Source organism: Paraburkholderia sp. SECH4 (assembly GCF_030511745.1).
Taxonomy (GTDB): domain Bacteria; phylum Pseudomonadota; class Gammaproteobacteria; order Burkholderiales; family Burkholderiaceae; genus Paraburkholderia; species Paraburkholderia madseniana.
On sequence record NZ_JALOCP010000003.1, the window covers coordinates 34,001 to 55,672 of the forward strand.

The window sequence follows — 21,672 nt, forward strand, 5'->3', positions numbered from 1 at the left end:
TAAATCTAGATTGAGAAAATGTTTTTTCTATGGGAACAAACCCGGAGGAGCCCAGACCAGGGCGTCCGCGGTCGTATGACTGACTCGTCACCAGCTGGGGCAAGGGGACGGAAGAGGGCGATTGTTGTTCCACGGGGTTCGAGAAGGCCGCCGAGGCGGGCTACTGGTCCAGCGTCGCTGGACATGCCCATGTGCCGTTCGAGGTGGCGCGCGGGGACTATTCAATCTGTCGTGTTAAGTCGCGAACGGCGACGGCAGGTCTTCTATATTCATCGCAAAGAGGCCAAGAAGTCTGTGATTGCAGGTTATCGGCTCACCTAGTTAAGGAGGCGATGTTGAAACCACCCAGTCGAGTCATGCGTGGCGCGTCACCGCAGGCTTTTGAACCCGCGTCGGCCTGTTTTTTTCTCATTGCGCCGCATGGCGCGCGACGGCGGCCTGCGCGGCCTGTGAATCCAGTACCGAATGAGGCGTTGCTGCTGTCGAGAAATCAAATAGCTCGTGTGTAAGCCCGCTATTCACGCCGCGGTCTAGCGTAACGGAAGCAGCCGATTCGGCATATTCTCAGCACCCAAAAACCGTCTCTAGAGACGTTCTGAAGGGATGCAGATTTTCGTTCTGCGTGCATCGTAGAGTCAAGTTTGAATGCATGGTTCTACGAAGTTTTTCCATTCAATGGGGGTAGTCATGGAAGGTTCCAAATTCAGCACCGAGCAACGTCTTTCACATCTTGAAAGCATCGAAGCCATCAAGTACCTGAAGGCTCAATACGCGGAGCATCTGGACAACGGATACGACCCAGAAGGCGTTTCTTCACTGTTCGTCGAGGATGGCCTTTGGGTTATCAAAGGGGTCGGCGGCGAAGCAAAGGGAAGGGAAGCAATCAAGCAGCACTGCCGTAACCTCTCGGCCAATATCACTTGGGCGTTGCACAATATCGTTTCGCCGGCTATTGATGTCGATGACGATGGTCACCATGCAACAGCAACTTTCTATCTGGTTTGCTTCGTGTCAATGGCGCCGAACGAGCAGTCACCGCAGGGCGAAGCCGTCTTCATCGCCGGGAAGTACAAGGACAAACTCGTGAAGGTGGACGGCAAGTGGTACTTCGAAGAAGTAACGGGCGTCGTTCAACAATCTTCGCCGTGGACCGAGGGTTGGGTGAAAAGCCCGTTCGTCAAAGAAAGTTGGTGAACTGCATCTATAAGAATCTCTGACTGAACACCCCGCGTAACGACGTTAGCCGTATCCTAAAAATAGGAATGCGAATTAAAAAGTGCCTGATGGTGGAATCGGCCTTTCAATCGACGGAAACGAGGTAAATGTAATGAGCCCGCTACTGAATAGTTACGACATGGGTGGTATCCGGTTGGCAAACCGCGTTGTCATGGCGCCGATGACGCGATGCCGCGCGAGAAGCACGGTGCCGGATACGCAGACGGTTCTGTACTACCGTCAACGCGCTGGAGCCGGATTGATTCTCAGCGAAGGCGCGCAGATTTCGGCGGAAGGCACGGGCTATCTCTATACGCCTGGCATCTACACGCCCGAGCAGGTTGACGGCTGGAAGCAAGTCACGAAAGCCGTGCATGAGGAGGGCGGGAAGATGTTCGTCCAGCTTTGGCACGTTGGCCGCATGTCGCATGTCAGTTTGCAGAAGGGCGGCGCACGACCGGTCTCATCGGTCGCGGTCGTCGCGCAAAACAGTAACTGCTATGCATACGGCGAGAACGGAGAGCCAGGTCCGATTCAGGCGAGTGAGCCGCGCGCGCTTGAAACCAGCGAGATTGCCCGGATTACCTCGGACTTCGTCACAGCAGGTGTTCAAGCCATGAGAGCCGGCTTCGACGGTGTCGAGATTCACGGCGCAAACGGTTATATCTTCGACCAGTTCGCGAATGGCGCGCTCAATACACGCACCGACCAGTACGGCGGGAGCACCATGAGCCGGCTTCGGTTCACGCTCGAGACGGTTGATGCTCTCGCAACTGAAATCGGTAACTCGCGGGTCGGCATCCGGTTATCGCCGTTCGGCCGACTCTATGACATGCAGCCGTTCGATGATGAAGAGAACACGTGGCTGACGTTGGCAAACGAGTTGAGCAAGCGAAACCTCGCCTACGTGCATCTCAGTGACCAGACGGCATTTACTGGCGCCGGCATCGCCAGGGAGTTTCTCGGCAAGTTCCGCGATGCCTACGACGGCACGCTGATTCTTACAGGTGCACTCGACCAGGACGCAGGCGAGGAACTTGTCGAACTCGGACTCACAGACCTTGCAGGCTACGGGCGCCCCTTTGTGTCGAACCCCGACCTCGTCGAGCGTTTCCGCAATGGATGGCCGCTCAGCCCGATTGACATGCCAACCCTCTATACCGGCGGGGAAAAGGGCTATGCCGACTATCCGGCGTATTCCGAGCAACTCGAGTCGACGTCGTCTGACTTGGACTGAGCACCATTTTAATAACAAGGGTTCCGCGGTTGATGGGTCGAGAACCTGAGAGATGGGCATTTGTGTGACCGTAAGGGTGAGGCGTGGAGCACGTTCAGCCACATCGCGGGTAAATCAGGAAGGGGCAGGAGACGAAAATGGAAATGAAGATAGCACTGCAGGTTGACCATGTAACGAAGGTCTTCCCAAGCGTCAAAGCACTGGACGACGTTACGTTTGAAGTTGCCGCTGGCGAAGTGCATGGCCTGGTCGGCGAAAACGGCGCAGGGAAATCGACCCTGATGGCAGTCGCCTCGGGTGCGCTGCTCCCAGAGCAAGGGCGGGTTGTAATCAACGGCGTCGAGACCAAAGGTGATACCGAGAGGGCCCGTGCGCTCGGACTTGCCATCGTGCGGCAAGAACCCGCCTTGATGCCCGATTTGACGGTCGCCGAGAATCTATATCTCGGCGTGTCGGAAGCTCAGCGTCCGTCCCTGATGCGGACGACAGCGTGGGCCCAACGACTACTCTTGCAATGGAGCGACGACGTTGAAATCGATGCTTCGGAGCGAGTGGTTAGCTTGAATCCGGAGCAGAGATTCATTGTCGAGATTGTCAAGGCGCTCGCCACCAAGCCGAAGGTACTGGTGCTCGACGAGCCGACGGAACACCTGCTGGCCGAGGACGTCGAGCGTCTTTTCGAGCGAATCCGGAAGGTAACGGCAGGCGGTTGTGCGGTCGTCTACATTTCACATCGGATACGTGAGGTCCAACAGATTGCAGACCGTCTCACCGTTCTTCGCGACGGTCAAGGGCAGGGCACCTATGATGCGTCCAATCTGAGCGAGCAACAGATTGTCGAGCTCATCGTCGGCGGTGCTCTCGACCGCGAGTTTCCTCCAAAGGCGAACGGCGGACGCGCTGAAATCGTGCTGGACGTTGTTGGATTGCGCGGCACAGGCTTCTCCGATGTCTCTTTGCAGGTCAAGAAAGGTGAAATCGTTGGGCTAGCTGGAATCGATGGGAACGGTCAGCGTGAATTCATGCGCGCACTGGCTGGCCTGAACAAAAGCCGCGGAAGTGTAACTGTTAACGGAAAGAGCGCTTCCGTGACGCAGTCACAGGCCGCAACACGCAGCGATATTCGATATCTGCCGGGCGACCGTCATCGCGAAGGCATCTTCGGCGACTTGTCTGTTCGTGAGAACTTCTCGCTGCGTAGTCTGTCGTTCGACACTATGCGTGGACTTGTCCGTCCAAAGAGCGAGGGGCGCCGCGCGAGGGAGGCTGTGTCCAGCTTTTCCGTCAAGACGCCAACCATTGAGACGCCAATCCGGTCACTGTCTGGCGGCAACCAGCAAAAGCTCGTGCTCTCGAGCGTTCTCGCAAGCAAGCCCAAGGTCCTGCTCGTCGACGAGCCAACGCAGGGCGTCGATATCGGCGCCCGCATGGAAATTTACAAGGTGCTTCGACAAGCGGCTGCAGATGGTACTGCAGTCATCGTCGTATCGTCTGACGCACTCGAAGTTGCAGGCTTGTGCGACCGCGTGCTGATTTTCTCGCGTGGGCACATAGTTAAGGAGCTGCGCGACGGTGGTGTAAGCGAAAGCAACATCACTTCCGCAGTGCTCACGGCAACTACCGAACGTGAACGAGGCTCGGCAAGTATCGGTTCGTTCTGGAAATGGGCCGCGGGCGACTGGGCGCCATTGGTCATGCTCGCACTCGTGATATGCGTCCTTGGTGTCTATGCGACGCATGTCAACGAAACTTATCTTTCGACACGGAACCTGAGCGGGATGCTTGCACTCGTGGCGACCTTGGCCATCGTCTCGTACGGGCAGCAGGCACTCATGCTTGTCGGAGGAATTGACCTCTCAGTAGGACCGCTGATGGGACTGATGGTAGTCATTCAGTCGTTCTTTCTCAACGACGGAGCGACCTTCGGACTCCAGATGGAGGGGTGGGTGATTGTCTTCTTTGTTGCTCTGTGCGTCGGGTTCGTCAACTGGCTGCTTGTAGACCCCTTCCGGTTGCATCCAATGGTCGCGACGCTTGCTACATATATGGCACTTCAGGCGGTCTCGTTGCTACTGCGTCCAATTCCAGGCGGCCTCATCGCGGATTCAATCGTTGACGGAATCGGGACTCAGCTCGGCTTCGTGCCCGTCATCGCCATTCTCGCTGCCGTTTTCGCGCTCGCACTGGAGTTCGGACTATTCCGGTCGAGGCTGGGCTTGGCATTTCGTGGTGTGGGTTCTCGAGCCGAAGCAGCACGTATGGCAGGCGTGCGTCCGCATCTGACGCTGCTCACCGCTTACATGGGCTGTTCGCTCCTTGCGGGTGTTGCCGCCGTGCCAATGATGGCTCAGGTTGGCTCGGGTGACCCTAGTGCAGGTATCAACTACACGCTGGCAAGTGTTGCTGCGGTGGTGATTGGCGGTGCAAGCCTGTTCGGCGGCCGCGGGTCGTTCATTGGCGCATTGCTTGGCGCATTGCTCATCACGCAGGTGAACGTTGTCACATCGTTCCTTGACCTGGGCGACTCGTGGCAGTCGTACCTTCTCGGCGGGATGATTCTGGCGTCGGTAGCCCTCTATTCCAAGAGCAGAGAAATGGCGGTGGCAAAATGAGAAACGTATCGACTCAAAATCGCGCTGAGGCAGTTCAGCATGTTCCTCATCAGTCGCCACAGCTGCCGCGGCCGAAAGCACTTCCAGCCATGGGTGAGTTCTCGTGGATTTGGATTGGGCTCGTGCTTCTGTTTGTAATCAGTGCCGTGGTAGCGCCTGGAACCATGACGCGCGGTTCCATTCTGGCGATGCTGCCTTTCGCGGGCATCCTGGCAATTGTTGCGACGGGGCAGACTCTCGTCATCCAGCAGCGGGGACTCGATATGTCGGCGACAGGCATGGTGTCGCTCGCAGGCGTTCTCATGGCGAGGACGGGCTTTGGGTTTGATTCGATAGCCCTTGCTGCAATATTCACTGTCTGCGTCGGCGCGGTTGTGGGAATGCTCAATGGCACGTTGGTCTCTCGACTCGCTATAACACCGCTCGTTGCGACGTTGGCCGTAAATGCGCTGCTCATCGGTGCTGTGCGTTCGCTCACGGGTAACGTTCCGGTCAATGTTCCAACCATCATGCAGACCATCTCCCATGCACAGTTTGTAGGCCTTCCGGCCAACGTGCTGTTTGCGTTCGCTTTTGTGGTTACAGCGTGGGTCATAACACGAAAGACGGCCATCGGGCGTAGATTTGTCGCAGTGGGTGTCAACCCACGTGCGGCAGAAGCCGCCGGGGTGCGAGCGTTGAAATATCAGATTGGTGCGTACGTCGCGTCGGCGGTGTGCTTCTCTGCCGCCGGCATGCTGCTCGCCGGGTTTATTGGCAGCGCGTCTCAATCTTCGGGCAACGACTATCTGATGCCCGCCATCGCGGCGGTCGTTGTCGGCGGTACCCCGTTCACGGGCGGCAAGGGAAGCGTCATTGCTAGCGCGGTCGCGGCACTGTTCATGGCACAACTTGGCCAGATGGTGCTGGCGCTCGGAGCAGGTACTGCAGTCCAACTGCTTGTACAGGCGTGCGCCATCCTGCTCGCGACCACTGTGCGTTATCTCCCTGCGGCTCTACGTACCTTTCGCAGCCTCAAGAACTGACATTGTGGGCGCCACCGTATCTAGTGCGGGCGACGCCTTGGTGTGTTCGTGGACAGTGACGGTCGAAAGGCGAATCGCTGTTTAGTTTGATGGCACACCGGATTCAGGAAATAGCCGCGGACGGGCAGGTGACTCGCCTGTGCGTCCGCGCTTCGTGTCGAACTGCCGTTGGTGCATTTATGAAGGTGAGCTAGAGAGGTGATTGCACCGGCCCATTTAGAGGTCGGGAAGCAATTTGGAGATTCTTTTTAGATAGTAAGGATAGCGAAATGAAAAGGGTAATTGCTGGTGTGGTTCTGACGGTACTTGGAGTCTGTAATTCGTACGCGCAAAGCAGCGTGACTTTGTACGGGCGCGTTGCTTCCGGGCTGGACGTGGTGACAAATGTGGCGACGCCAGATGGTCAATCGAAGAACAATTATCGATTCGGCAGCAACCAGTACGGAATCAGCTGGTGGGGGCTGAAAGGCGACGAAGACCTCGGAGGAGGACTGCATGCTGTCTTCAATCTGGAGAGTATGTTTACTGCAGGAACGGGACAATTGCCGGATAGCAGCACTCTTTTCAACCGATACGCCTACGTTGGTCTTTCGAACGAGAACTATGGAAGCTTGTGGGCCGGTCGTGTCATGAGCCTGACCGATGAGACAGGCTATTACCTCGACCCGTTTGGCGAGCAGACAACGGGTATCGCCAACTTCGCGAAGGGCCGTGCATGGGGCTCCCGGGCAAACACAGTTACCTATAACTCGCCGAAATGGGCGGGCTTCTCGTTTCGTCTGCAGAATGGTTTCGGAAATGAGGCGGGCAACTTCCGCGGTGGACGTCAATTCAGCGCAAGCGCTACATATTCTCTTGGCGGATTCAATGCGTATGGAGTCTATGAAGAAATCCATGATGTCAACGGCAAGTTCTCAAGTCTCTATAGCGCGTCGCGCGAATACATGATTGGCGGCACGTACCAGTTCAGCGCGCTCAAACTCTACACGGGCTATCAGCAACTAGTCTCATCCGGACAGGATACAGTCACCGACGCGACCAACCCGACGGGCGCGACGCGGAACCAGCAGGAATGGCTTGGGGCGACATATCAGGTGAACGCTGCTCTCGCTTTCCAGGCAGCGTGGTTCCACGGCAATGTCAATCACGGTGGCGGCAGTGGCAATCTGGGTGTCATCGGCACGACGTACAACCTGTCAAAGCGCACTTTCCTGTACGCGACGTTCGGCGCCATGTTCAATGGTGGCAACGCAGCGTTTCCTGTGGAAACGGCCGACCAGTTGCCGCTTCCGGGCCACAATCAGCAAGGTGGCTACTTCGGCATGATGCATTACTTCTAAAGGTCCGCATCGTGCAATCCGGTTCCGCGAGCCGGCAGTGGCAGGGGTTCGCGGGGCCTGACACCGGGCTCGCCGGAGCGCGCACTACAGCGGTAGGTAGAAACGATAATTATACATATGCGAAGTCACACGTTATTATTAAATCGCGGGTGACGAGCGTGCCAAGGTGCGATTGCTTCCGCGATGCTGCGGCGGCGTTTGCTTCGATGTGTCTATCGGGTTCGCCGGTGTATGGAAATTAACTACGCTGTGGAGCTCACCCATGACAACGCCGAGTTCGGTCCACGCTGTTCCGTTACCGTCGGACCAGCCCCCTGTCGCTGCGGCGGATGACCGCCTTTATAGAAAGGTGGCGCTGCGAATCATTCCGTTTCTGTTCATCTGCTACGTGATTGCTATTCTTGACCGAAACAACATCGGTTTCGCGCAGTTGCAGATGAAGCACGACCTGTCGTTGACGGACGCAATGTACAGTCTGGGAGCCGTCTTTTTCTTTTGCGGCTATGTCCTGTTTGAAGTGCCTAGCAACATTCTGTTGCATCGATTCGGGGCAAGAAAAACGTTCGCGCGAATTATGTTTCTTTGGGGGGCGGTGTCAGTCCTAATGGTGTTCGTGTCGAGCACCACCCAGTTCTACGTGCTTCGATTCCTGCTCGGCGTATTCGAGGCCGGCTTCTTCCCGGGCATCGTGTTTTACCTGACGTTCTGGTTTCCCTCGCGTCGGCGCGCACAGCCGCTGTCCGTGTTCTATGCCGGCGTTGCCGTAGCAGGAGTGCTGGGTGGATTGGTGTCCGGATGGATTATGAAGGGAATGAACGGCGTTCACGGCGTTCACGGATGGCAATGGATGTTCGCTATCGAAGGCGCTCCAGCAATTTTCCTAGGCCTGATTGCGCTGTTCTTCCTTAAGGATGGCCCCGCGAAGGCGTCGTGGCTTTCGGCAGACGAGAAGACGAGGCTGCAAGATGTGTTGTCGCGTGAAGGGCAGGGCGGGAAAGCCGGCCACTCACTCGGTGCGGCCTTGAGCAACCCACACGTCTACCTGTTCGCATTTGTCTACTTCTGTCTCACGTCGGCCATCCTCTTGCTGCTGTTCTGGATGCCAACGATGATTAAAGAGTTCGGTGTTCAGGATATCGTCCAAATCAGTCTATATTCGGCCATTCCGAACGCAATCGGCGCCGTCGGCGTGATAGTCATTGCCCGCCATTCCGACAAGTACAACGAGCGTAAGTGGCACTTCATCGCCTGTGCACTGGGCGCGGCTGTGGCTCTCGCACTACTGACGGTGCACAACAGTAGTTTCGCACTGTCGATGACACTGCTGACGGTTTGTGCAGTCCTCGTGTACGCAGCGCATCCGATTTTCTGGTCGGTGCCGTCGTCCTTTTTCCGCGGGTCGGGCGCTGCTGCCAGCATCGCGATGGTGAGCAGCGTTGGGGTGTCCAGCGGAATGATTACGCCGTATCTTATCGGCCTCATCAAGACTTACACGGGCAGTATGAGCAACGCCTTTTACTTCATCGCGCTTCTGCTCACGATTAGCTGCGTCGTGATGGCATACGCTCTCCGTGCGCAAGGCGCGGTTCATCTTCAAAAAGCGTAACCGGCGCGCCGCGGCCGCCGCAGGCGGGTCACCGAAGGTCGGTGACCCGCCATTGCATTGTTGACGAGGATGAAGCTGGAGGTCGTGGAGGCAACTGGCGCCGAAGGTAATGAAGGCCCGGCGCCTGCGCGACTCAGGGTTTTCTTTCGAGCTGTCCGTTAGCGTGCTCGGCCTGCACGCGTCGCTCTGCTGCCTGAATGTTGTCGGGATAGTGCACCCATTCCTGGGGCGAATAGCCAGCCCGGTGAAGTGCTTCCAGTTCAGAAACAACTTGTGCCCGAGTCAACTGGGGCGAAGGTTCCGCAGCAAGGCACGAAATACTGGCTGCGCACGCCATGGCCGCAGCGATAAGGTGGAACTTCATGAGGGCGGTCCTTTCGAATTGCCGGGCGAGCGGGGCCGCTTGCCCGTGCTGAAACTATATGACCGTTTCAAATAAGTAAAAACCCTAACATTGTGAATTCATTGTTTGCCCGCCTTGAACAATTTCGGTGCTAGGGGTGGTCTGCCCGCATCGCATGAGAAAGACCGACAAAATGGTGGTGGGTCGGCAAGACATGCACGAGACCAGACTCGAGACACGACGTACATCCGAAACGCGAATGTGCGTCGCCACCGCGAGCTCATTGCTTCAGCGACGGCCGGAGGGCGTGCTACTTCACTACGTGCGTATTGATGAGATATGCAGCAGCGCGGTCTGCGGCGGAAAGGAGTGTCTGTTCATAGCGACCGCCCGGTTCGAAAGCTGCGTGCGCATCAGCAACGTTCCCGAACCAGAGCGAGACGATTGCATTAGGCGGGCTCGGCTCTGACCACAGCCGCTCCCTGCTGGCTGTGCGGTTTGTCCAGTCGAAAGTGAGTTTCGCCGATGACCTTTGTCCGTTGTGTGCCTCAACGAGCGCCTTCTTGAAGTCGGACTTTGACGCAGTAGTCTTCATGACCACCAGAACGATAACTTTGACTCCCGTAGGCCCGGTCTGCTCCTCGTCGCAGTCAACGACGCACAGGGTCCATCCGCGTAGGAAGTTCGGCTCATCCTCTGGGATGTACCTGCTGCCGACTACGGAAGCCTGAGCTTCGCGCATGACGTGTTCGTCCTCAAAGCACAGTTCAACTACACCATCAACCTGAAAGCAGCCATCGTTATCGGAGAGTTGCCAGAGAATTTTGTCTACCCGGTTCTGCGTGTAGCTGGAAATACCATTCATGCAAAGAGCGAGTTCGGCATGGCAGCCGGCCCAATATGCACGAAAGTCGCTGACAGATGTTCCGTCTTTCCTTGCAAGCAGTGTCATGCGCTTAATCATGTTGCCTCCATCGTTGAGGTTTTGGCTGGTACGTCGCCGTCAAATGTTGGGCAGTCCAGTCGAACTATCTGCTTCCCCAACACGCCGTGCGGAAAAACGCCGCACCTAGGTCGTAGCGCTCTACGCAAAGGCCTAAATCAGGGATGCCTGTCTAAAGCAATCGCTCGTATGTGGGGATGTCAATGCAGCATTAAATATACACAAAGTACATCCACATAGAAAAAATCTACGCGGCGACGTTTGTCTCAAATCATCCCGCGAAACAGCGTTGTCGGGTCCGGCGAATCGCCATGGATTGTACGTATGCAAACAATAAAGCATAGGTTTAATTGTAGCGTATCATTGTTACGTGCCCATAGAAACTGGGAAAAACAGACTGAGGACGCGCTGGTCGGCCGCGTCTTCGCTTTTGGAGATACGCGATGAAGCAGGACAGCGAATACATTTGCGACGTACTTGTCGTCGGCTCGGGATGTTCCGGAATGTCTGCCGCAATTACGGCAGCCTCGAAAGGACTCAAGGTTCTCGTTATCGAAAAGGAACCGAGGTTCGGAGGCTCGACGGCGCGGTCGGGAGGCTGGTTGTGGATTCCAAACACTGCGCTAGCCAAGGTGCAAGGTATCTGCGAGCCGGAGGGTGCCGCGCGCACGTATCTGCAGCACGAGGCCGGCGACAGTTTCGATGGCGCGCGTGTCGACGCCTTCATTGAGAATGGTCCCGAAGCCGTTGACTTCTTCACTTCGAAGACAGCGGTACGTTTCGATATGCCGCTTGTGTTTCCTGACTACCACGCAGAGGCCCCTGGCGGAACTCAGGGCGGCCGTTCTATGGTGACGCGGCCCTTCGATGGTCGGGAACTTGGCACCCTTATCAAAGACCTCGCCCCTGCGCTTCCGGAACTCACCGTATTCGGGATGATGCTCGGTTCGGGCAAGGAAATAGTTCACTTCATGCGAGTCACGAAGTCGGTCAAGTCAGCGTGGTACGTAACAAAGCGTCTTTCGCGGCATTTTGCCGACGTCATGAAGTACGGCCGCGGCATGACTTTGACGAACGGAAACGCGTTGGCTGGACGACTGGCTAAGTCACTGATGGACTTGAATGTGCCACTCTGGCTAAACACGAAGGCGATGAATCTCACGAAGGAAAATGGTCGCGTGACAGGGGCGCTTCTGCAGCGGGAAGGTTCGAAAGTCAGGGTCGTTGCCCGTCGTGGGGTCGTGCTTGCAAGCGGTGGCTTTCCGTACGACATCGAAAGACGCAAGCAGCTTTTTCCTCATGCACCCAACGGCACTGAGCATTACTCTCCTTCGCCGACGAGCAATACTGGAGACGGACTGCGCATGGCAGAGGCTGTCGGCGGTCAGGTATCAACGACGCTGCCAAACGCCGCCGCTTGGGTTCCGGTTTCTACGTTGACAAGAAAAGACGGCTCAACGGGCATCATGCCTCACTTCATTGACCGCGCAAAACCGGGTGTCATCTCTGTGCTTCGGGACGGCCGTCGTTTCACCAACGAGGGCAACTCCTATCACGATTTTGTGCAGGCTTTGGTTAAGGCCTCGAAGCCCGGTGAGGCGATTTCGGCACACCTCATTTGCGACCACAAAACATTGCGCACGTATGGTCTCGGGAGCGTTGCGCCATTCCCGATGCCGATTGGTCGATATCTGCGTGTTGGGTACCTTACCCGGGCCTCATCGATTGAGGAACTGGCAGGCAAGATTGGCGTTGACGGCTTGAACCTGAGAGAGACAGTCCGAGCGTTCAACACAGGGGCTGAACAAGGTCGCGACCCAGTCTTCGGAAAAGGCAGTAAAGCCTACAACCGTTACCAAGGTGACGCGCTCCGTTCGCCGAATCCGTGTATTGCGCCAATCGAGAAAGGTCCCTTCTATGCCATCAAAATCCAGATTGGCGATATTGGCACGTTTGCCGGGCTGAAGGCCGACGCATCGTGCCGGGTGCTCGACCCCATGGGTATGCCCATTGAGGGGCTGTTTGCAGTCGGCAACGATGCCTGCAGCATCATGGGTGGTAATTACCCAGGAGCTGGCATTACGCTGGGTCCTGCGCTGACCTTTGGCTATATCGCAGGAAAAGTGCTTGCAGCGACTGAAGAATCGACAGAAGAGCTTATTGCTAGCACGGCGATGGCGAAGCTCGCCGTGGTAAATCAGTGAGGTTCGTTTAAAGAGGCTCCAAGGCGCGAGAGTTGCCGTGGTGGACAGGGCGTGCCACCACGGGTTTTTTCTGAACCTGCTTGCGTCTCGTGAGCCGGCAATTTCTTCACGGTGACAATCCGCGTCAAACGGATGCGTGGGCGGAGCCGCACCAGAGGACGCGCTGTCCGGGGGAGTTCGCTGTGGGTGTGAACGAGCGTTTAACGGAGCAGGTTGCAGGCGCCGCCAAAGAGCAGAGAGGTATCCATGCGATGGAGGTCGGCGGGCGCATAGTGCGCCAACTTGCCGATGCTGGGCAGCCTATGGCGATGGCCGCGCTCAGCGTCGCGACCGATATTCCCTTGAATCAAGTCTTCACCTACCTCGTGAGCCTGACGCGTACGGGCCTCGTCAGGCGCGATGCATTGACCCATCGCTACGAGCTCGGCCCTCTGTCCCTGACGTTCGGGTTGCACGCACTCGCTCAACTATCGCCTTTGCGTGAAACCTTCCACCGAACGCTGGAATTGGCGAAGGCAACGAGGTACGGCGCGCTTGTTGCGGTGTGGGATGACCGTGGGCCAACGGTGGTTCAATACGTTAGCCCGGAGGTTCCCCTGCATACGGGCATGCACGTCGGTGCCGTCATGTCGATGGCACACACGAGCACTGGCCTAACGTTCGCCGCTTTCATGCCGAAGGCGACCGTAGAGCCGATGCTGTTGTGTGACATTCAAAAGCGCCATGGTGCTGTGAGCGGTCCGACGCGTGAAGAGCTTGAGCAACTACTGGTCGAAGTACGGGAAAAAAGCCTGTCGCGAACGGAAGGCTTGCCGATACCTGGCGTCAGCAGCCTAAGCGCTCCTGTGTTCAATCGCGCCGAACGGATGGTCCTTGCTGTCACACTGTTCGGTGTGACCGGCGTTCTTGATATTTCCGAGGTCGGTGCCCCTGTAAAGGCGCTGACGGCGCTGGCAGGCGAACTCTCGTTGGGAAAGGGCTGAGGGCCGCCCGTCGCAGAGAACTGCCATCGGTGCGGCATAACGGTGAAGCGTAGTAGTCGCTAATCATGTTGCCGCATCGCTTTGCCGACGTGGCTATCGACGACCCTCGCCATTTCATTCCGTCGGTCGTAACGCGTTGCGTGACGGCATAGCCCATGGCCCTTACGAGCAATCAAAATTGGCGCGAGGGGTCCAGCAGAAAGGATGTGCCCGCCCTACATTCTCCTTGCCGGCGAACAAAACCCCAGGTGCGTTCGCAGCGGCTTTGCTGCGCAGCTTCGAACCCGGTATTCCATTCGCTCTCGCTCTAAGTGCTTGATGTCGTCCGGTCGAACACTATAGCGTCGGGGGCACCCGTTACGGGCGCGCAACCGGGGCGGGATGCAAGCGACTGGTCGGTGCCGGCCTGAGTGTTGCAAAGTCGTCGGCTAAGCGGTGAGTCCGCGTCAATTCAAAACATACTTTGGTTCGGAGGGATGGAGTGAAGACGAAAAACACAGCCAGCATTGTAATTGGCATGGTCATCGGTATTGCGACGGTCAGTGCGAACGCCCAAGGCGGCCCAGGCAGCGAGACGATGTCGACTGCAAAATCGGCAAGTCAGGTTGCATCGAGCAAATCGGGAGACCGTGCGCTCCAGAAGCGTGTACGTGCGGCGTTCGCAAAATCTAAGGATGTCACAGCATCCAACATCACGGTCCGGGCGCATGGCGGAGCAGTGATTTTGCAGGGCACCGTGCCTGACCAGGATGAAATCGAAAGCGCCGCTGAGGTCGCGAAAGGGGTGCCCGGCGTTACGTCCGTGAAAAACGCGCTTACCGTACGGGCTGCGGGACAGTAGGGCAAGAGGAACTGCTGGACACTTGTGAGCTGGGCGCCCCCGCCTCACAGTCAAGGGTCCCCGTTTTCGGGGACCTTTTTGCTTGGAAGGTTTGTCAGATTGCGAGGAAGCCGCCGTCTACAGCCAGCGTCACGCCCGTGATGTAGCGTGACATATCGGACGCCAGGAAAACGGTAGGGCCAACAAGGTCCTCGGTCTGCCCCACGCGCCCCATTGGAATGCGCGTCATGAACGCCTCCAGGCGGGCAGGGTCTTCGCGCGTCGCCGCGGTCATGGGCGTTTCAATGACGCCCGGTGCGAGCGCATTCACACGCACGCCGTGCGGTGCGAGTTCTGCCGCGAGCGATTGCGTGAACATTTTGATAGCGCCCTTTGAAGGTGAATAACCAAGGCTGCCGCCCTGTCCGGCATACGCCGCAATGGATGCAACGTTGATGACGACGCCCTTCTTTGTCTTGATTGCGGGAAGCCACGCATGTGTGACGTTGAATGTCCTTTGCACATTGACGTCCATCACCTTCTTCCAGTTTTTTGCGGCGTTAGGGCTCGTTGAGTTCTCACGGATGATGATGCCGGCATTGTTCACCAGCAAATCGACCAATCCAATGTCTTGGGCGACCTTGACCGCGAGGGCGTAGCAGGCTTCGTCGCTTGTAACGTCGAGTTCAAATGCCCATGCCTCTCCACCCTCCTCGCGAACGAGCGCTGCAGTTTCCTCGGTCAGCTTCAGATTGATGTCGCTAACGATGACCCTTGCACCTGCCTGAGCGAGGCCGAGTGCAAGCGCCCGGCCATTGCCTTGACCGGCTCCTGTTATCAGGGCGAGGCGACCTTCGAGCAGCCGGGGGGCGACTGAGTTTGGGAAAGACATACATTCTCCTTGCGGGTGTAGTAGGGCCGAGAATCGCGCGAATTCCCGGAGCAATGCATGAACAAGTATTGCACATATACATATATAATTGCATGGGTAAAATTACCACTCATCGCGCGCACGTCATTCGAGTTGTTCTTCAAGGTGCTTAGCCATCAGTGGCGAACGACTCCAGCGCGCCGGTGATTCACGGGAGGACTGCCAGACCGCCGTGCGACTACCAGCGGGGGAGATTGACGGCCCATGCTGTTTTATCGCGCCGGCGATAGGTGATTGTTCTTACGCAAAACAATTGGCTATTATCTAATGCGGTGGCGTACTATTCGGTCATTGACGACTGCGCGCCGTTTCGCCGGAAAGGAATTTTCCGAGGCAATGCCGGGGCTCGAGGTTTAGCCCATCGGCATATGGTTCGGTGACGCAGACCGACGGGGAAGAAAACTCAACGTATTTCGCATTCCTTTTTAATGGGTAACGAAAGAATTAGATTTGGATGGTCCGGGGATGCAAAGAAGGGCAGCGTCAGGGAGCTGTACACGGTTTGAATACAACGGTAGGGCGTGCCAGTTTCTGCGATAGATGTTCGCGGGAGCTCGTTTCCACAAGAGACAGGAGGGTGGATGAGCAAGGTCAGAATGGGGCTAATCCGGAAGAAGACTGATTTGTCGATGGAAGACTTCCAGGCATATTGGTTGAATCACCATGGTCAGCTGGTGCGGCAGACGCCTGGCTTGAGCGAATACTGGCAGAACCATGTAATCGACAGGCTGCAGCGGGGTATCGACTTTACTCGTGGTGCGTGGGAATTTGATGGATTCTCTCAGCTTTGGATAGCTGACCAGCATCAGCCCTTTGGTGGGGGAGAGTTGCCCGAGAAAATCCTCGCGGACGAGAATAAATTCCTCGGCTCCCTTCATATTGTGGCTATCGAGCAAGCGACGGTGGTCGCCGTACCTGAAACTTCAATCAGGAAGAAGATGATGAAGCGGATGTCGGTAATTCGTCGGCGCCCAGAACTTACCGAAAGCGAATTTCGCGACGAATGGAAAGTTCACGCGGATTGGGTAAAGACGATGTCAGGTGTTGTTGGTTACCGTCAAAATGCCGTGGTTGCACGGGAACTATTCAAAGGGCACCCTTGTAGCCACGACGACCTACCCATCGATGGAATTGTTGAGTTCTGGTTCGAGAGCACCGACGCGCTACAGGCCGCCTTTGGCTCTCCCCAGGGGCAGAAAACCATGGCACATGCCAAAACGTTCCTTTCGGAAATCACTGCGTTCCTCGTTGACGAGCACAGAATCATCTAGGTATTGCTGAAAACCCTGCGCTTTGAGAAACAGGACACCGCCAGCGATAGCTACTCACCCGCGGGCCTGTCGTTAGACGACGCCCGCGAGGGCCGCCCCGGCCGTGCGACGTCCTACCCGAGCGGGCGTGCCTCCTGACGCCTACCTGTTTCCGTGGAATCACGGTTCAGTGGTTCGGGCCACGGTGCGCATTGGTCGAAACGAGTGGAAACTGCAGGGGAATCACCAAGACTCTTTGACAAGTTGAGACTTGACCCATCCTTCGGTCCACGGCGACGATTGCTCGATAGTTCCGTTTACTTCTTCGAAATACCACTCGCCGTCAATCTTGACGAGTTTGTCCGTGTATTTTCCAGAAAGAACGACTGCTTCTGCTTCTGGCGACTCTGGTGAGCCCTTCATGGTCAGAAGGCACAGCAGATAGAAGCTCGCTTCGGCGCGGCAGCGGTCGGAGCTAATATTGATGATAGGCGAGAAAATATCGTGTTGCGCCCAACCAATACTATTGCCGAGATTTTGACAGTGAAGTTTGATACCCGCCTTACCTTTTGCTTCGCCGCCGACACCTTTGATAGTCCAAAGGCCATCGTCGACAAATAGCGAAGCGACACCTTCCGGATTGAAACCGTCGTCTAGGTTTCTAGCGTACTTGGCCTTCAGTTGCTTGATAGACTCCATGTCTTCGAGACGCGTGATTCGCTGTTCAATGCTTAAATTTGAGTTGTTCATAACGGATTGATAATTGGATTGATTGAAAGAATGTTAAGGATTTGCCAACACCGACAAACCATTCCAGACTGTGGCTCGGACTCACTGTTGTGTCGGCGTGCCACGAGTGCCGGCGCGGTGGCCGTTCCAGGCTATCCTGCTCTGTTCCCTCAGTCTCGCAATGTTTGCCGCAACTGTTTGTTGAAGCAAACGGGTTCGCTGGTAGGGGGAGACCGTCGATTTTCCCGGTCTAAAAAAATCGCACGGGTCGACATCGAGGGCAATCGACAGCCGCTCGACCGTGGAAAGTTGTGCGTTGGCCGCTTTGTTCTCAATGAGGTGAAGAGTGTTGCGACTGATACCAGCTGATGACGACAAGCTGCTGGAGGAAATGCCTCGCTCTTTTCTAAAATTTCTCACGCCTCTGGCAAACAATACAGGCGCGGCGAGCTTGGCAGTGGGCATCGATTTTTGAGGGAGTGTTGACCCCTCAAATTTCCCCACATTCTCTAAAGAAACACAACCCGTGAGGCTACGTTAACTCAAGAAATCACGCGGCGGCCTGAGGCTTATGTTGTAGTCTCTGAGAAAGCACGTCCCACATGAGGACGGCGGTCGCTGCTTCGCGGAGCCGGCTTTGCGCGCGTTTGATGCTGGAAGATAACCTAACGATGAGCCGCGGGCCAAGCGGCGCGATTGAACTAACCATCTTATAATTGCGCCAGTTTGGGGATTGTTGCGTCTTGCTGCCAGAAATTGATGCTTAATTGCTTGGGCGGGTCATTGGCCTTCATCTCAGGTTCGAGCAGAACTGCCGCGAGTTGGCGACCATAAAAATCACTTTTTTGAAAATTATGGTCGCAATTTCACTCCGCGCCATCTGCCGCGCCGTTAAACCAACCCAGTCATGTAATACACCGCGATCACAAAGAAAACCGCCAGCGTCTTGATCACCGTCACCGCAAAGATATCGCGGTACGACTGGCGGTGCGTCAAACCCGTCACCGCCAGCAGCGTGATCACCGCGCCGTTATGCGGCAGCGTGTCCATGCCGCCGCTCGCCATCGCAACAACCCGGTGCAACACTTCCATCGGAATATGCGCGGCTTCCGCACCCTTGATGAACGTGTCGGACATGGCCGCGAGCGCGATGCTCATCCCACCCGATGCCGAACCGGTGATGCCCGCCAGCGAACTCACGGAAACCGCGGCATTGACGAGCGGGTTCGGAATGCTCTTCAGCGCATCGCCGACCACCAGGAAACCCGGCAAAGCCGCAATCACGCCGCCGAAGCCATACTCCGACGCCGTATTCAACGAGGCCAGCAATGCGCCCGCCACCGCCGCCTTGGTGCCGACCGCGAAGCGTTCGCGCACACGGCCGAACGCAGTCAACACGACCATCATGATGCCGAGCAGCAGCGCGCCTTCAACGGACCAGATCGCGACGACGCTTTTGATCGCCGTCGTGACCGGCGCATGGATGCCCGGCAGAATGTCCGGCGCGATGGTGTACGACGCGCCGTACCAGTTCGGAATCGAGCGGGTCAGCAGGAAGTTCGCCACGCCGACCAGCACCAGCGGCGCGACCGCGAGCAACGGATGCGGCAGTTGCTTCGATTCGACGCGCTCCGGTTCGTTGACGAGATCCGTGCCGTAGCCTTCGCCGGTCGCCATCGCCGCGCGGCGGCGCCATTCCAGATACGTGAGGCCAACCACGATGATGAACAGCGAGCCGGTTACACCGAGCGCGGGCGCGGCCCAGGACGTCGTCTTGAAGAAGGTGGTCGGGATGATGTTCTGGATCTGCGGCGTGCCCGGCAGCGAATCCATGGTGAACGAGAACGCGCCGAGCGCGATCGCGCCAGGCATCAGGCGTTTCGGAATATTGCTCTGGCGGTACAGTTCGGCGGCGAACGGATACACCGCGAACACCACCACGAACAGCGATACACCGCCATAGGTGAGCAGTGCGCACACAGCGACGATCACCGCATTGGCGCGTGAGCGGCCGATATAGCGGATGGCCGCGGCCACGATCGACTCAGAAAAGCCGGACAGTTCGATGACTTTACCGAACACCGCACCCAGCAGAAACACGGGGAAGTAAAGCTTCACGAAGCCGACCATCTTCTCCATGAAAATCCCGGAGAACACCGGCGCGACGGCGCCCGGATCGGTCAGCAGCACCGCGCCGAGGGCGGCGATCGGTGCAAACAGAATGACGCTGTAGCCGCGATACGCGGCAAACATCAGAAACGCCAGCGCGGCGAGGACGATAACAAAGGACATTGAGTCTCCAAAGCTTGGTTGTTCTACGTGTACGCCGTCCCGATGACTGCGACGGCCCGGCGCCCGCAAATGCAGATTCCATGCCACGCACGCCGCAGCGGCCTGTCCGTTGATTTCACAGGCCGAAGTTCGAAACGCGATGCGGCCGATTGTACCCAAATGTCTCAAAATCGGGACGCAGATCAGCTGAACATAGGCTGAATTGAGGAAAAACCTTTATGTAGTACGCTTGCTGGCGATCTCATCAATGAGATAAGCTTGTCTACGAAATGAGATATGCATAAATAGAACGATAGCCGGAGACAGCGACACCATGATGAACGACTGGGCAGGCCTTCCTGCCACCTACGGCGACGTACTCCGCCGGGCGATGGATTCGCTCTTCCGCACGTTCGAAAACTTTAGCGAAGGCACGTTCATCGTCGACGCCGAGGCGCGCGTCGTCTGGATCAACAAGCGCTACGCGGCGCGCTTCGGGTTTTCGGACCCGGAGCAGGCGATTGGCCGGGATTGCGAGGAGGTGATTCCCAACAGCCTGATGCGCGAGGTCGTGAAAACCGGCAAACCGATTCTGCTCGACATCCTCGAAACGGGCCGCGAGCCGCTTGTCGTGACGCGACTTCCGTTGAAAGACGATGCGGGTGAAACGGTCGGCGCGGTAGGTTTCGCGTTGTTCGACGAACTGAAGGCGCTCACGCCGCTTTTTTCCCATTACTCGCGCGTGCAGGAAGAGTTGATCGCGACGCGTCAGTCGCTCGCGCAGGCAAGACGGGCGAAGTACACGTTCGGCAGTTTTGTCGGCACGAGCGCGGCCAGTCTCGAAGTGAAGCGCCAGGCGCGCCGCGCCGCGCAACTCGAATCGCCGGTGCTGTTGCTCGGCGAAACCGGCACGGGCAAGGAACTGCTGGCGCATGCGATTCACGGCGGATCGGCGCGAGCGAATTGGCCGCTCGTGACCGTCAACGTGGCGGCGATTCCTGACACCTTGCTCGAAGTCGAATTCTTCGGCGCCGCGCCCGGCGCCTATACCGGCGCCGACCGGAAAGGACGGGTCGGCAAGTTCGAACTTGCGAACGGCGGCACGCTGTTTCTCGACGAAATCGGCGACATGCCGCTGCCCTTGCAGGGCAAGCTGTTGCGCGTGCTGCAGGACAGGGAGTTCGAGCCGCTTGGCTCGAACCGGATCGTGCGCGCGGACGTGCGGATCATCGCCGCGACCTCGGCCGATTTGCCGGCGCTGGTCGCGGCGGGACGTTTCCGCGCGGACCTGTTCTATCGACTGAACGTGTTGACGATCCAGGCGCCGGCGCTGCGCGAGCGTTCGTCCGATATCGAAGCGCTTGCCTACGCCATGCTCGAGGACCTGTCGACGCAAGCGCGCGGCGCCAGTCACTTCGAATTGCAGGACGATGCTTTGCGGCTGCTGTGTTCGTATGGGTGGCCCGGCAATGTGCGCGAGCTGCGCAACACGCTGGAGCGGGCGGTGATGCTTTCGGACAGCGAGCGAATCGATGCGCGTGCGCTGGCGCCGTTCATCGGCCCGGCGCAAGGCGGACATCGTCTTCTTGTATCCACGGGCTCTGAAGCGCACGCTTCAGATGCCACCTCGGAGGCGCCTGAAGTGACGTCGTGGAGCGATGCTATGGCCACGTTCGAGAAGCGCTTCCTCGGCGACGCCTTGCGCGCCAACGGCGGTCGCGTGATTGAGACGGCCATGCAGATCGGCATGGGCCGCGCGACGCTCTACAAGAAGATCGCGGCATACGGCATTGAGGTGTGACGAAGTCCCGCGACATCGCGTGGCGCAGTGCAATTGCCGCGTGGCACAATCGCATGATCGAAAAACAAGACGTGATCGGGGTTTCAAATGAAACGCAGTCTCTCCTCTTTCGCGCGCCGCACCGGTGCCGCGCTGGCGCTTCCCGCAATCGCCATGCTGAGCGGTTGCAGCAGCAGCGCGCCGCTGTTTCTGTCGGATGGCCGCCAAACTACGCTGGTCCAATGTCCGGCCGGCTCGGACTCCTGCTCGCAGCAGGCTAACGCGGCGTGTGGCGGCGCTTTCGACGTCGTGCGCCAGTCCAGCGACAACGGCACGCTCAGTCTGATTTACGCCTGCCGGGCGAAATGACGCCACGCCGGGCG

18 protein-coding genes are annotated in these 21,672 nt (G+C 57.5%); 12 read left to right on the forward strand and 6 right to left on the reverse strand.

Going from position 1 to position 21,672, the window contains the following annotated elements:
* The first annotated feature begins 687 nt into the window (after positions 1–687).
* The 6 genes from M0D67_RS05665 to M0D67_RS05690 all read left to right on the forward strand — a co-directional run bounded on the left by M0D67_RS05665 (position 688) and on the right by M0D67_RS05690 (position 9,035).
* Positions 688–1,194 carry a nuclear transport factor 2 family protein gene (locus M0D67_RS05665; protein ID WP_266237733.1) on the forward strand — a complete coding sequence of 169 codons (507 nt, stop codon included), beginning with the start codon at positions 688–690 and terminating at the stop codon, positions 1,192–1,194.
* Positions 1,195–1,327: 133 nt separating this feature from the next.
* Complete coding sequence (locus M0D67_RS05670; RefSeq protein WP_266237735.1) at positions 1,328–2,452, forward strand: alkene reductase; 1,125 nt, start codon at positions 1,328–1,330, stop codon at positions 2,450–2,452.
* 137 nt (positions 2,453–2,589) lie between these two features.
* On the forward strand, positions 2,590–5,064 hold the full coding sequence (locus M0D67_RS05675) for an ATP-binding cassette domain-containing protein (protein WP_266237737.1): 2,475 nt from the start codon (positions 2,590–2,592) through the stop codon (positions 5,062–5,064).
* A gap of 89 nt (positions 5,065–5,153) precedes the next feature.
* Positions 5,154–6,089 (forward strand): ABC transporter permease, encoded by a 936-nt coding sequence (locus M0D67_RS05680; RefSeq protein ID WP_266237739.1) that lies wholly within the window; start codon positions 5,154–5,156, stop codon positions 6,087–6,089.
* A 269-nt stretch (positions 6,090–6,358) separates the two neighbouring features.
* Positions 6,359–7,429 carry a porin gene (locus tag M0D67_RS05685; protein WP_266237741.1) on the forward strand — a complete coding sequence of 357 codons (1,071 nt, stop codon included), beginning with the start codon at positions 6,359–6,361 and terminating at the stop codon, positions 7,427–7,429.
* Between the two features lie 262 nt (positions 7,430–7,691).
* Complete coding sequence (locus tag M0D67_RS05690; RefSeq protein ID WP_266238266.1) at positions 7,692–9,035, forward strand: MFS transporter; 1,344 nt, start codon at positions 7,692–7,694, stop codon at positions 9,033–9,035.
* 133 nt (positions 9,036–9,168) lie between these two features.
* Here the strand turns inward: M0D67_RS05690 and M0D67_RS05695 are convergent, their stop codons facing one another.
* Both M0D67_RS05695 and M0D67_RS05700 read right to left on the reverse strand, forming a co-directional pair.
* Positions 9,169–9,399, reverse strand: a complete 231-nt coding sequence (locus tag M0D67_RS05695; RefSeq protein WP_266237743.1) for a DUF4148 domain-containing protein — start codon at positions 9,397–9,399, stop codon at positions 9,169–9,171.
* A gap of 289 nt (positions 9,400–9,688) precedes the next feature.
* The gene (locus M0D67_RS05700) at positions 9,689–10,342 is read right to left on the reverse strand and encodes an EthD domain-containing protein (RefSeq protein ID WP_266237745.1); all 654 of its coding nucleotides are present in this window, start codon (positions 10,340–10,342) and stop codon (positions 9,689–9,691) included.
* A gap of 422 nt (positions 10,343–10,764) precedes the next feature.
* On the opposite strand from M0D67_RS05700, the gene M0D67_RS05705 reads away from it, so the two are divergent.
* The 3 genes from M0D67_RS05705 (at position 10,765) to M0D67_RS05715 (ending at position 14,349) form a co-directional block, all read left to right on the forward strand.
* The gene (locus tag M0D67_RS05705; RefSeq protein ID WP_266237747.1) at positions 10,765–12,525 is read left to right on the forward strand and encodes an FAD-dependent oxidoreductase; all 1,761 of its coding nucleotides are present in this window, start codon (positions 10,765–10,767) and stop codon (positions 12,523–12,525) included.
* A gap of 182 nt (positions 12,526–12,707) precedes the next feature.
* Positions 12,708–13,508, forward strand: coding sequence for an IclR family transcriptional regulator (locus M0D67_RS05710; protein WP_266237749.1), 801 nt, complete (start codon positions 12,708–12,710; stop codon positions 13,506–13,508).
* 481 nt (positions 13,509–13,989) lie between these two features.
* Positions 13,990–14,349, forward strand: a complete 360-nt coding sequence (locus M0D67_RS05715) for a BON domain-containing protein (protein ID WP_266237751.1) — start codon at positions 13,990–13,992, stop codon at positions 14,347–14,349.
* A gap of 94 nt (positions 14,350–14,443) precedes the next feature.
* Here M0D67_RS05715 and M0D67_RS05720 read toward each other — a convergent pair whose 3' ends face one another.
* Positions 14,444–15,220 carry an SDR family NAD(P)-dependent oxidoreductase gene (locus tag M0D67_RS05720; protein WP_266237753.1) on the reverse strand — a complete coding sequence of 259 codons (777 nt, stop codon included), beginning with the start codon at positions 15,218–15,220 and terminating at the stop codon, positions 14,444–14,446.
* Positions 15,221–15,840: 620 nt separating this feature from the next.
* On the opposite strand from M0D67_RS05720, the gene M0D67_RS05725 reads away from it, so the two are divergent.
* Positions 15,841–16,530 carry an EthD domain-containing protein gene (locus M0D67_RS05725; RefSeq protein WP_266237755.1) on the forward strand — a complete coding sequence of 230 codons (690 nt, stop codon included), beginning with the start codon at positions 15,841–15,843 and terminating at the stop codon, positions 16,528–16,530.
* Positions 16,531–16,752: 222 nt separating this feature from the next.
* Here the strand turns inward: M0D67_RS05725 and M0D67_RS05730 are convergent, their stop codons facing one another.
* The 3 genes from M0D67_RS05730 to M0D67_RS05735 all read right to left on the reverse strand — a co-directional run bounded on the left by M0D67_RS05730 (position 16,753) and on the right by M0D67_RS05735 (position 19,530).
* Complete coding sequence (locus tag M0D67_RS05730; RefSeq protein WP_266237757.1) at positions 16,753–17,259, reverse strand: nuclear transport factor 2 family protein; 507 nt, start codon at positions 17,257–17,259, stop codon at positions 16,753–16,755.
* A gap of 81 nt (positions 17,260–17,340) precedes the next feature.
* A complete protein-coding gene (locus M0D67_RS42080; RefSeq protein ID WP_367892346.1) occupies positions 17,341–17,703 on the reverse strand; it encodes a helix-turn-helix domain-containing protein in 363 nt (120 codons plus the stop codon).
* Between the two features lie 426 nt (positions 17,704–18,129).
* Entirely contained in the window at positions 18,130–19,530 is a 1,401-nt protein-coding gene (locus tag M0D67_RS05735; protein ID WP_266237759.1) for a GntP family permease, read from the reverse strand.
* 313 nt (positions 19,531–19,843) lie between these two features.
* Here M0D67_RS05735 and M0D67_RS05740 point away from each other — a divergent pair, with 313 nt between their 5' ends.
* Entirely contained in the window at positions 19,844–21,310 is a 1,467-nt protein-coding gene (locus tag M0D67_RS05740; RefSeq protein WP_266237761.1) for a sigma-54-dependent Fis family transcriptional regulator, read from the forward strand.
* Positions 21,311–21,397: 87 nt separating this feature from the next.
* Entirely contained in the window at positions 21,398–21,658 is a 261-nt protein-coding gene (locus M0D67_RS05745; RefSeq protein WP_266237763.1) for a hypothetical protein, read from the forward strand.
* Positions 21,659–21,672 lie beyond the last annotated feature (14 nt).

Excerpts from the sequence above, each read along its gene's own strand:
- M0D67_RS05740 (WP_266237761.1), top strand. The coding sequence starts at position 19,844 with ATGATGAACGACTGGGCAGGCCTTCCTGCCACCTACGGCGACGTACTC.
- M0D67_RS05735 (WP_266237759.1), bottom strand. The coding sequence starts at position 19,530 with ATGTCCTTTGTTATCGTCCTCGCCGCGCTGGCGTTTCTGATGTTTGCC.
- M0D67_RS05665 (WP_266237733.1), top strand. The coding sequence starts at position 688 with ATGGAAGGTTCCAAATTCAGCACCGAGCAACGTCTTTCACATCTTGAA.
- M0D67_RS42080 (WP_367892346.1), bottom strand. The coding sequence starts at position 17,703 with ATGCCCACTGCCAAGCTCGCCGCGCCTGTATTGTTTGCCAGAGGCGTG.
- M0D67_RS05720 (WP_266237753.1), bottom strand. The coding sequence starts at position 15,220 with ATGTCTTTCCCAAACTCAGTCGCCCCCCGGCTGCTCGAAGGTCGCCTC.
- M0D67_RS05690 (WP_266238266.1), top strand. The coding sequence starts at position 7,692 with ATGACAACGCCGAGTTCGGTCCACGCTGTTCCGTTACCGTCGGACCAG.
- M0D67_RS05680 (WP_266237739.1), top strand. The coding sequence starts at position 5,154 with ATGGGTGAGTTCTCGTGGATTTGGATTGGGCTCGTGCTTCTGTTTGTA.
- M0D67_RS05725 (WP_266237755.1), top strand. The coding sequence starts at position 15,841 with ATGAGCAAGGTCAGAATGGGGCTAATCCGGAAGAAGACTGATTTGTCG.
- M0D67_RS05675 (WP_266237737.1), top strand. The coding sequence starts at position 2,590 with ATGGAAATGAAGATAGCACTGCAGGTTGACCATGTAACGAAGGTCTTC.
- M0D67_RS05670 (WP_266237735.1), top strand. The coding sequence starts at position 1,328 with ATGAGCCCGCTACTGAATAGTTACGACATGGGTGGTATCCGGTTGGCA.
- M0D67_RS05705 (WP_266237747.1), top strand. The coding sequence starts at position 10,765 with ATGAAGCAGGACAGCGAATACATTTGCGACGTACTTGTCGTCGGCTCG.
- M0D67_RS05685 (WP_266237741.1), top strand. The coding sequence starts at position 6,359 with ATGAAAAGGGTAATTGCTGGTGTGGTTCTGACGGTACTTGGAGTCTGT.
- M0D67_RS05700 (WP_266237745.1), bottom strand. The coding sequence starts at position 10,342 with ATGATTAAGCGCATGACACTGCTTGCAAGGAAAGACGGAACATCTGTC.
- M0D67_RS05730 (WP_266237757.1), bottom strand. The coding sequence starts at position 17,259 with ATGAACAACTCAAATTTAAGCATTGAACAGCGAATCACGCGTCTCGAA.
- M0D67_RS05745 (WP_266237763.1), top strand. The coding sequence starts at position 21,398 with ATGAAACGCAGTCTCTCCTCTTTCGCGCGCCGCACCGGTGCCGCGCTG.
- M0D67_RS05695 (WP_266237743.1), bottom strand. The coding sequence starts at position 9,399 with ATGAAGTTCCACCTTATCGCTGCGGCCATGGCGTGCGCAGCCAGTATT.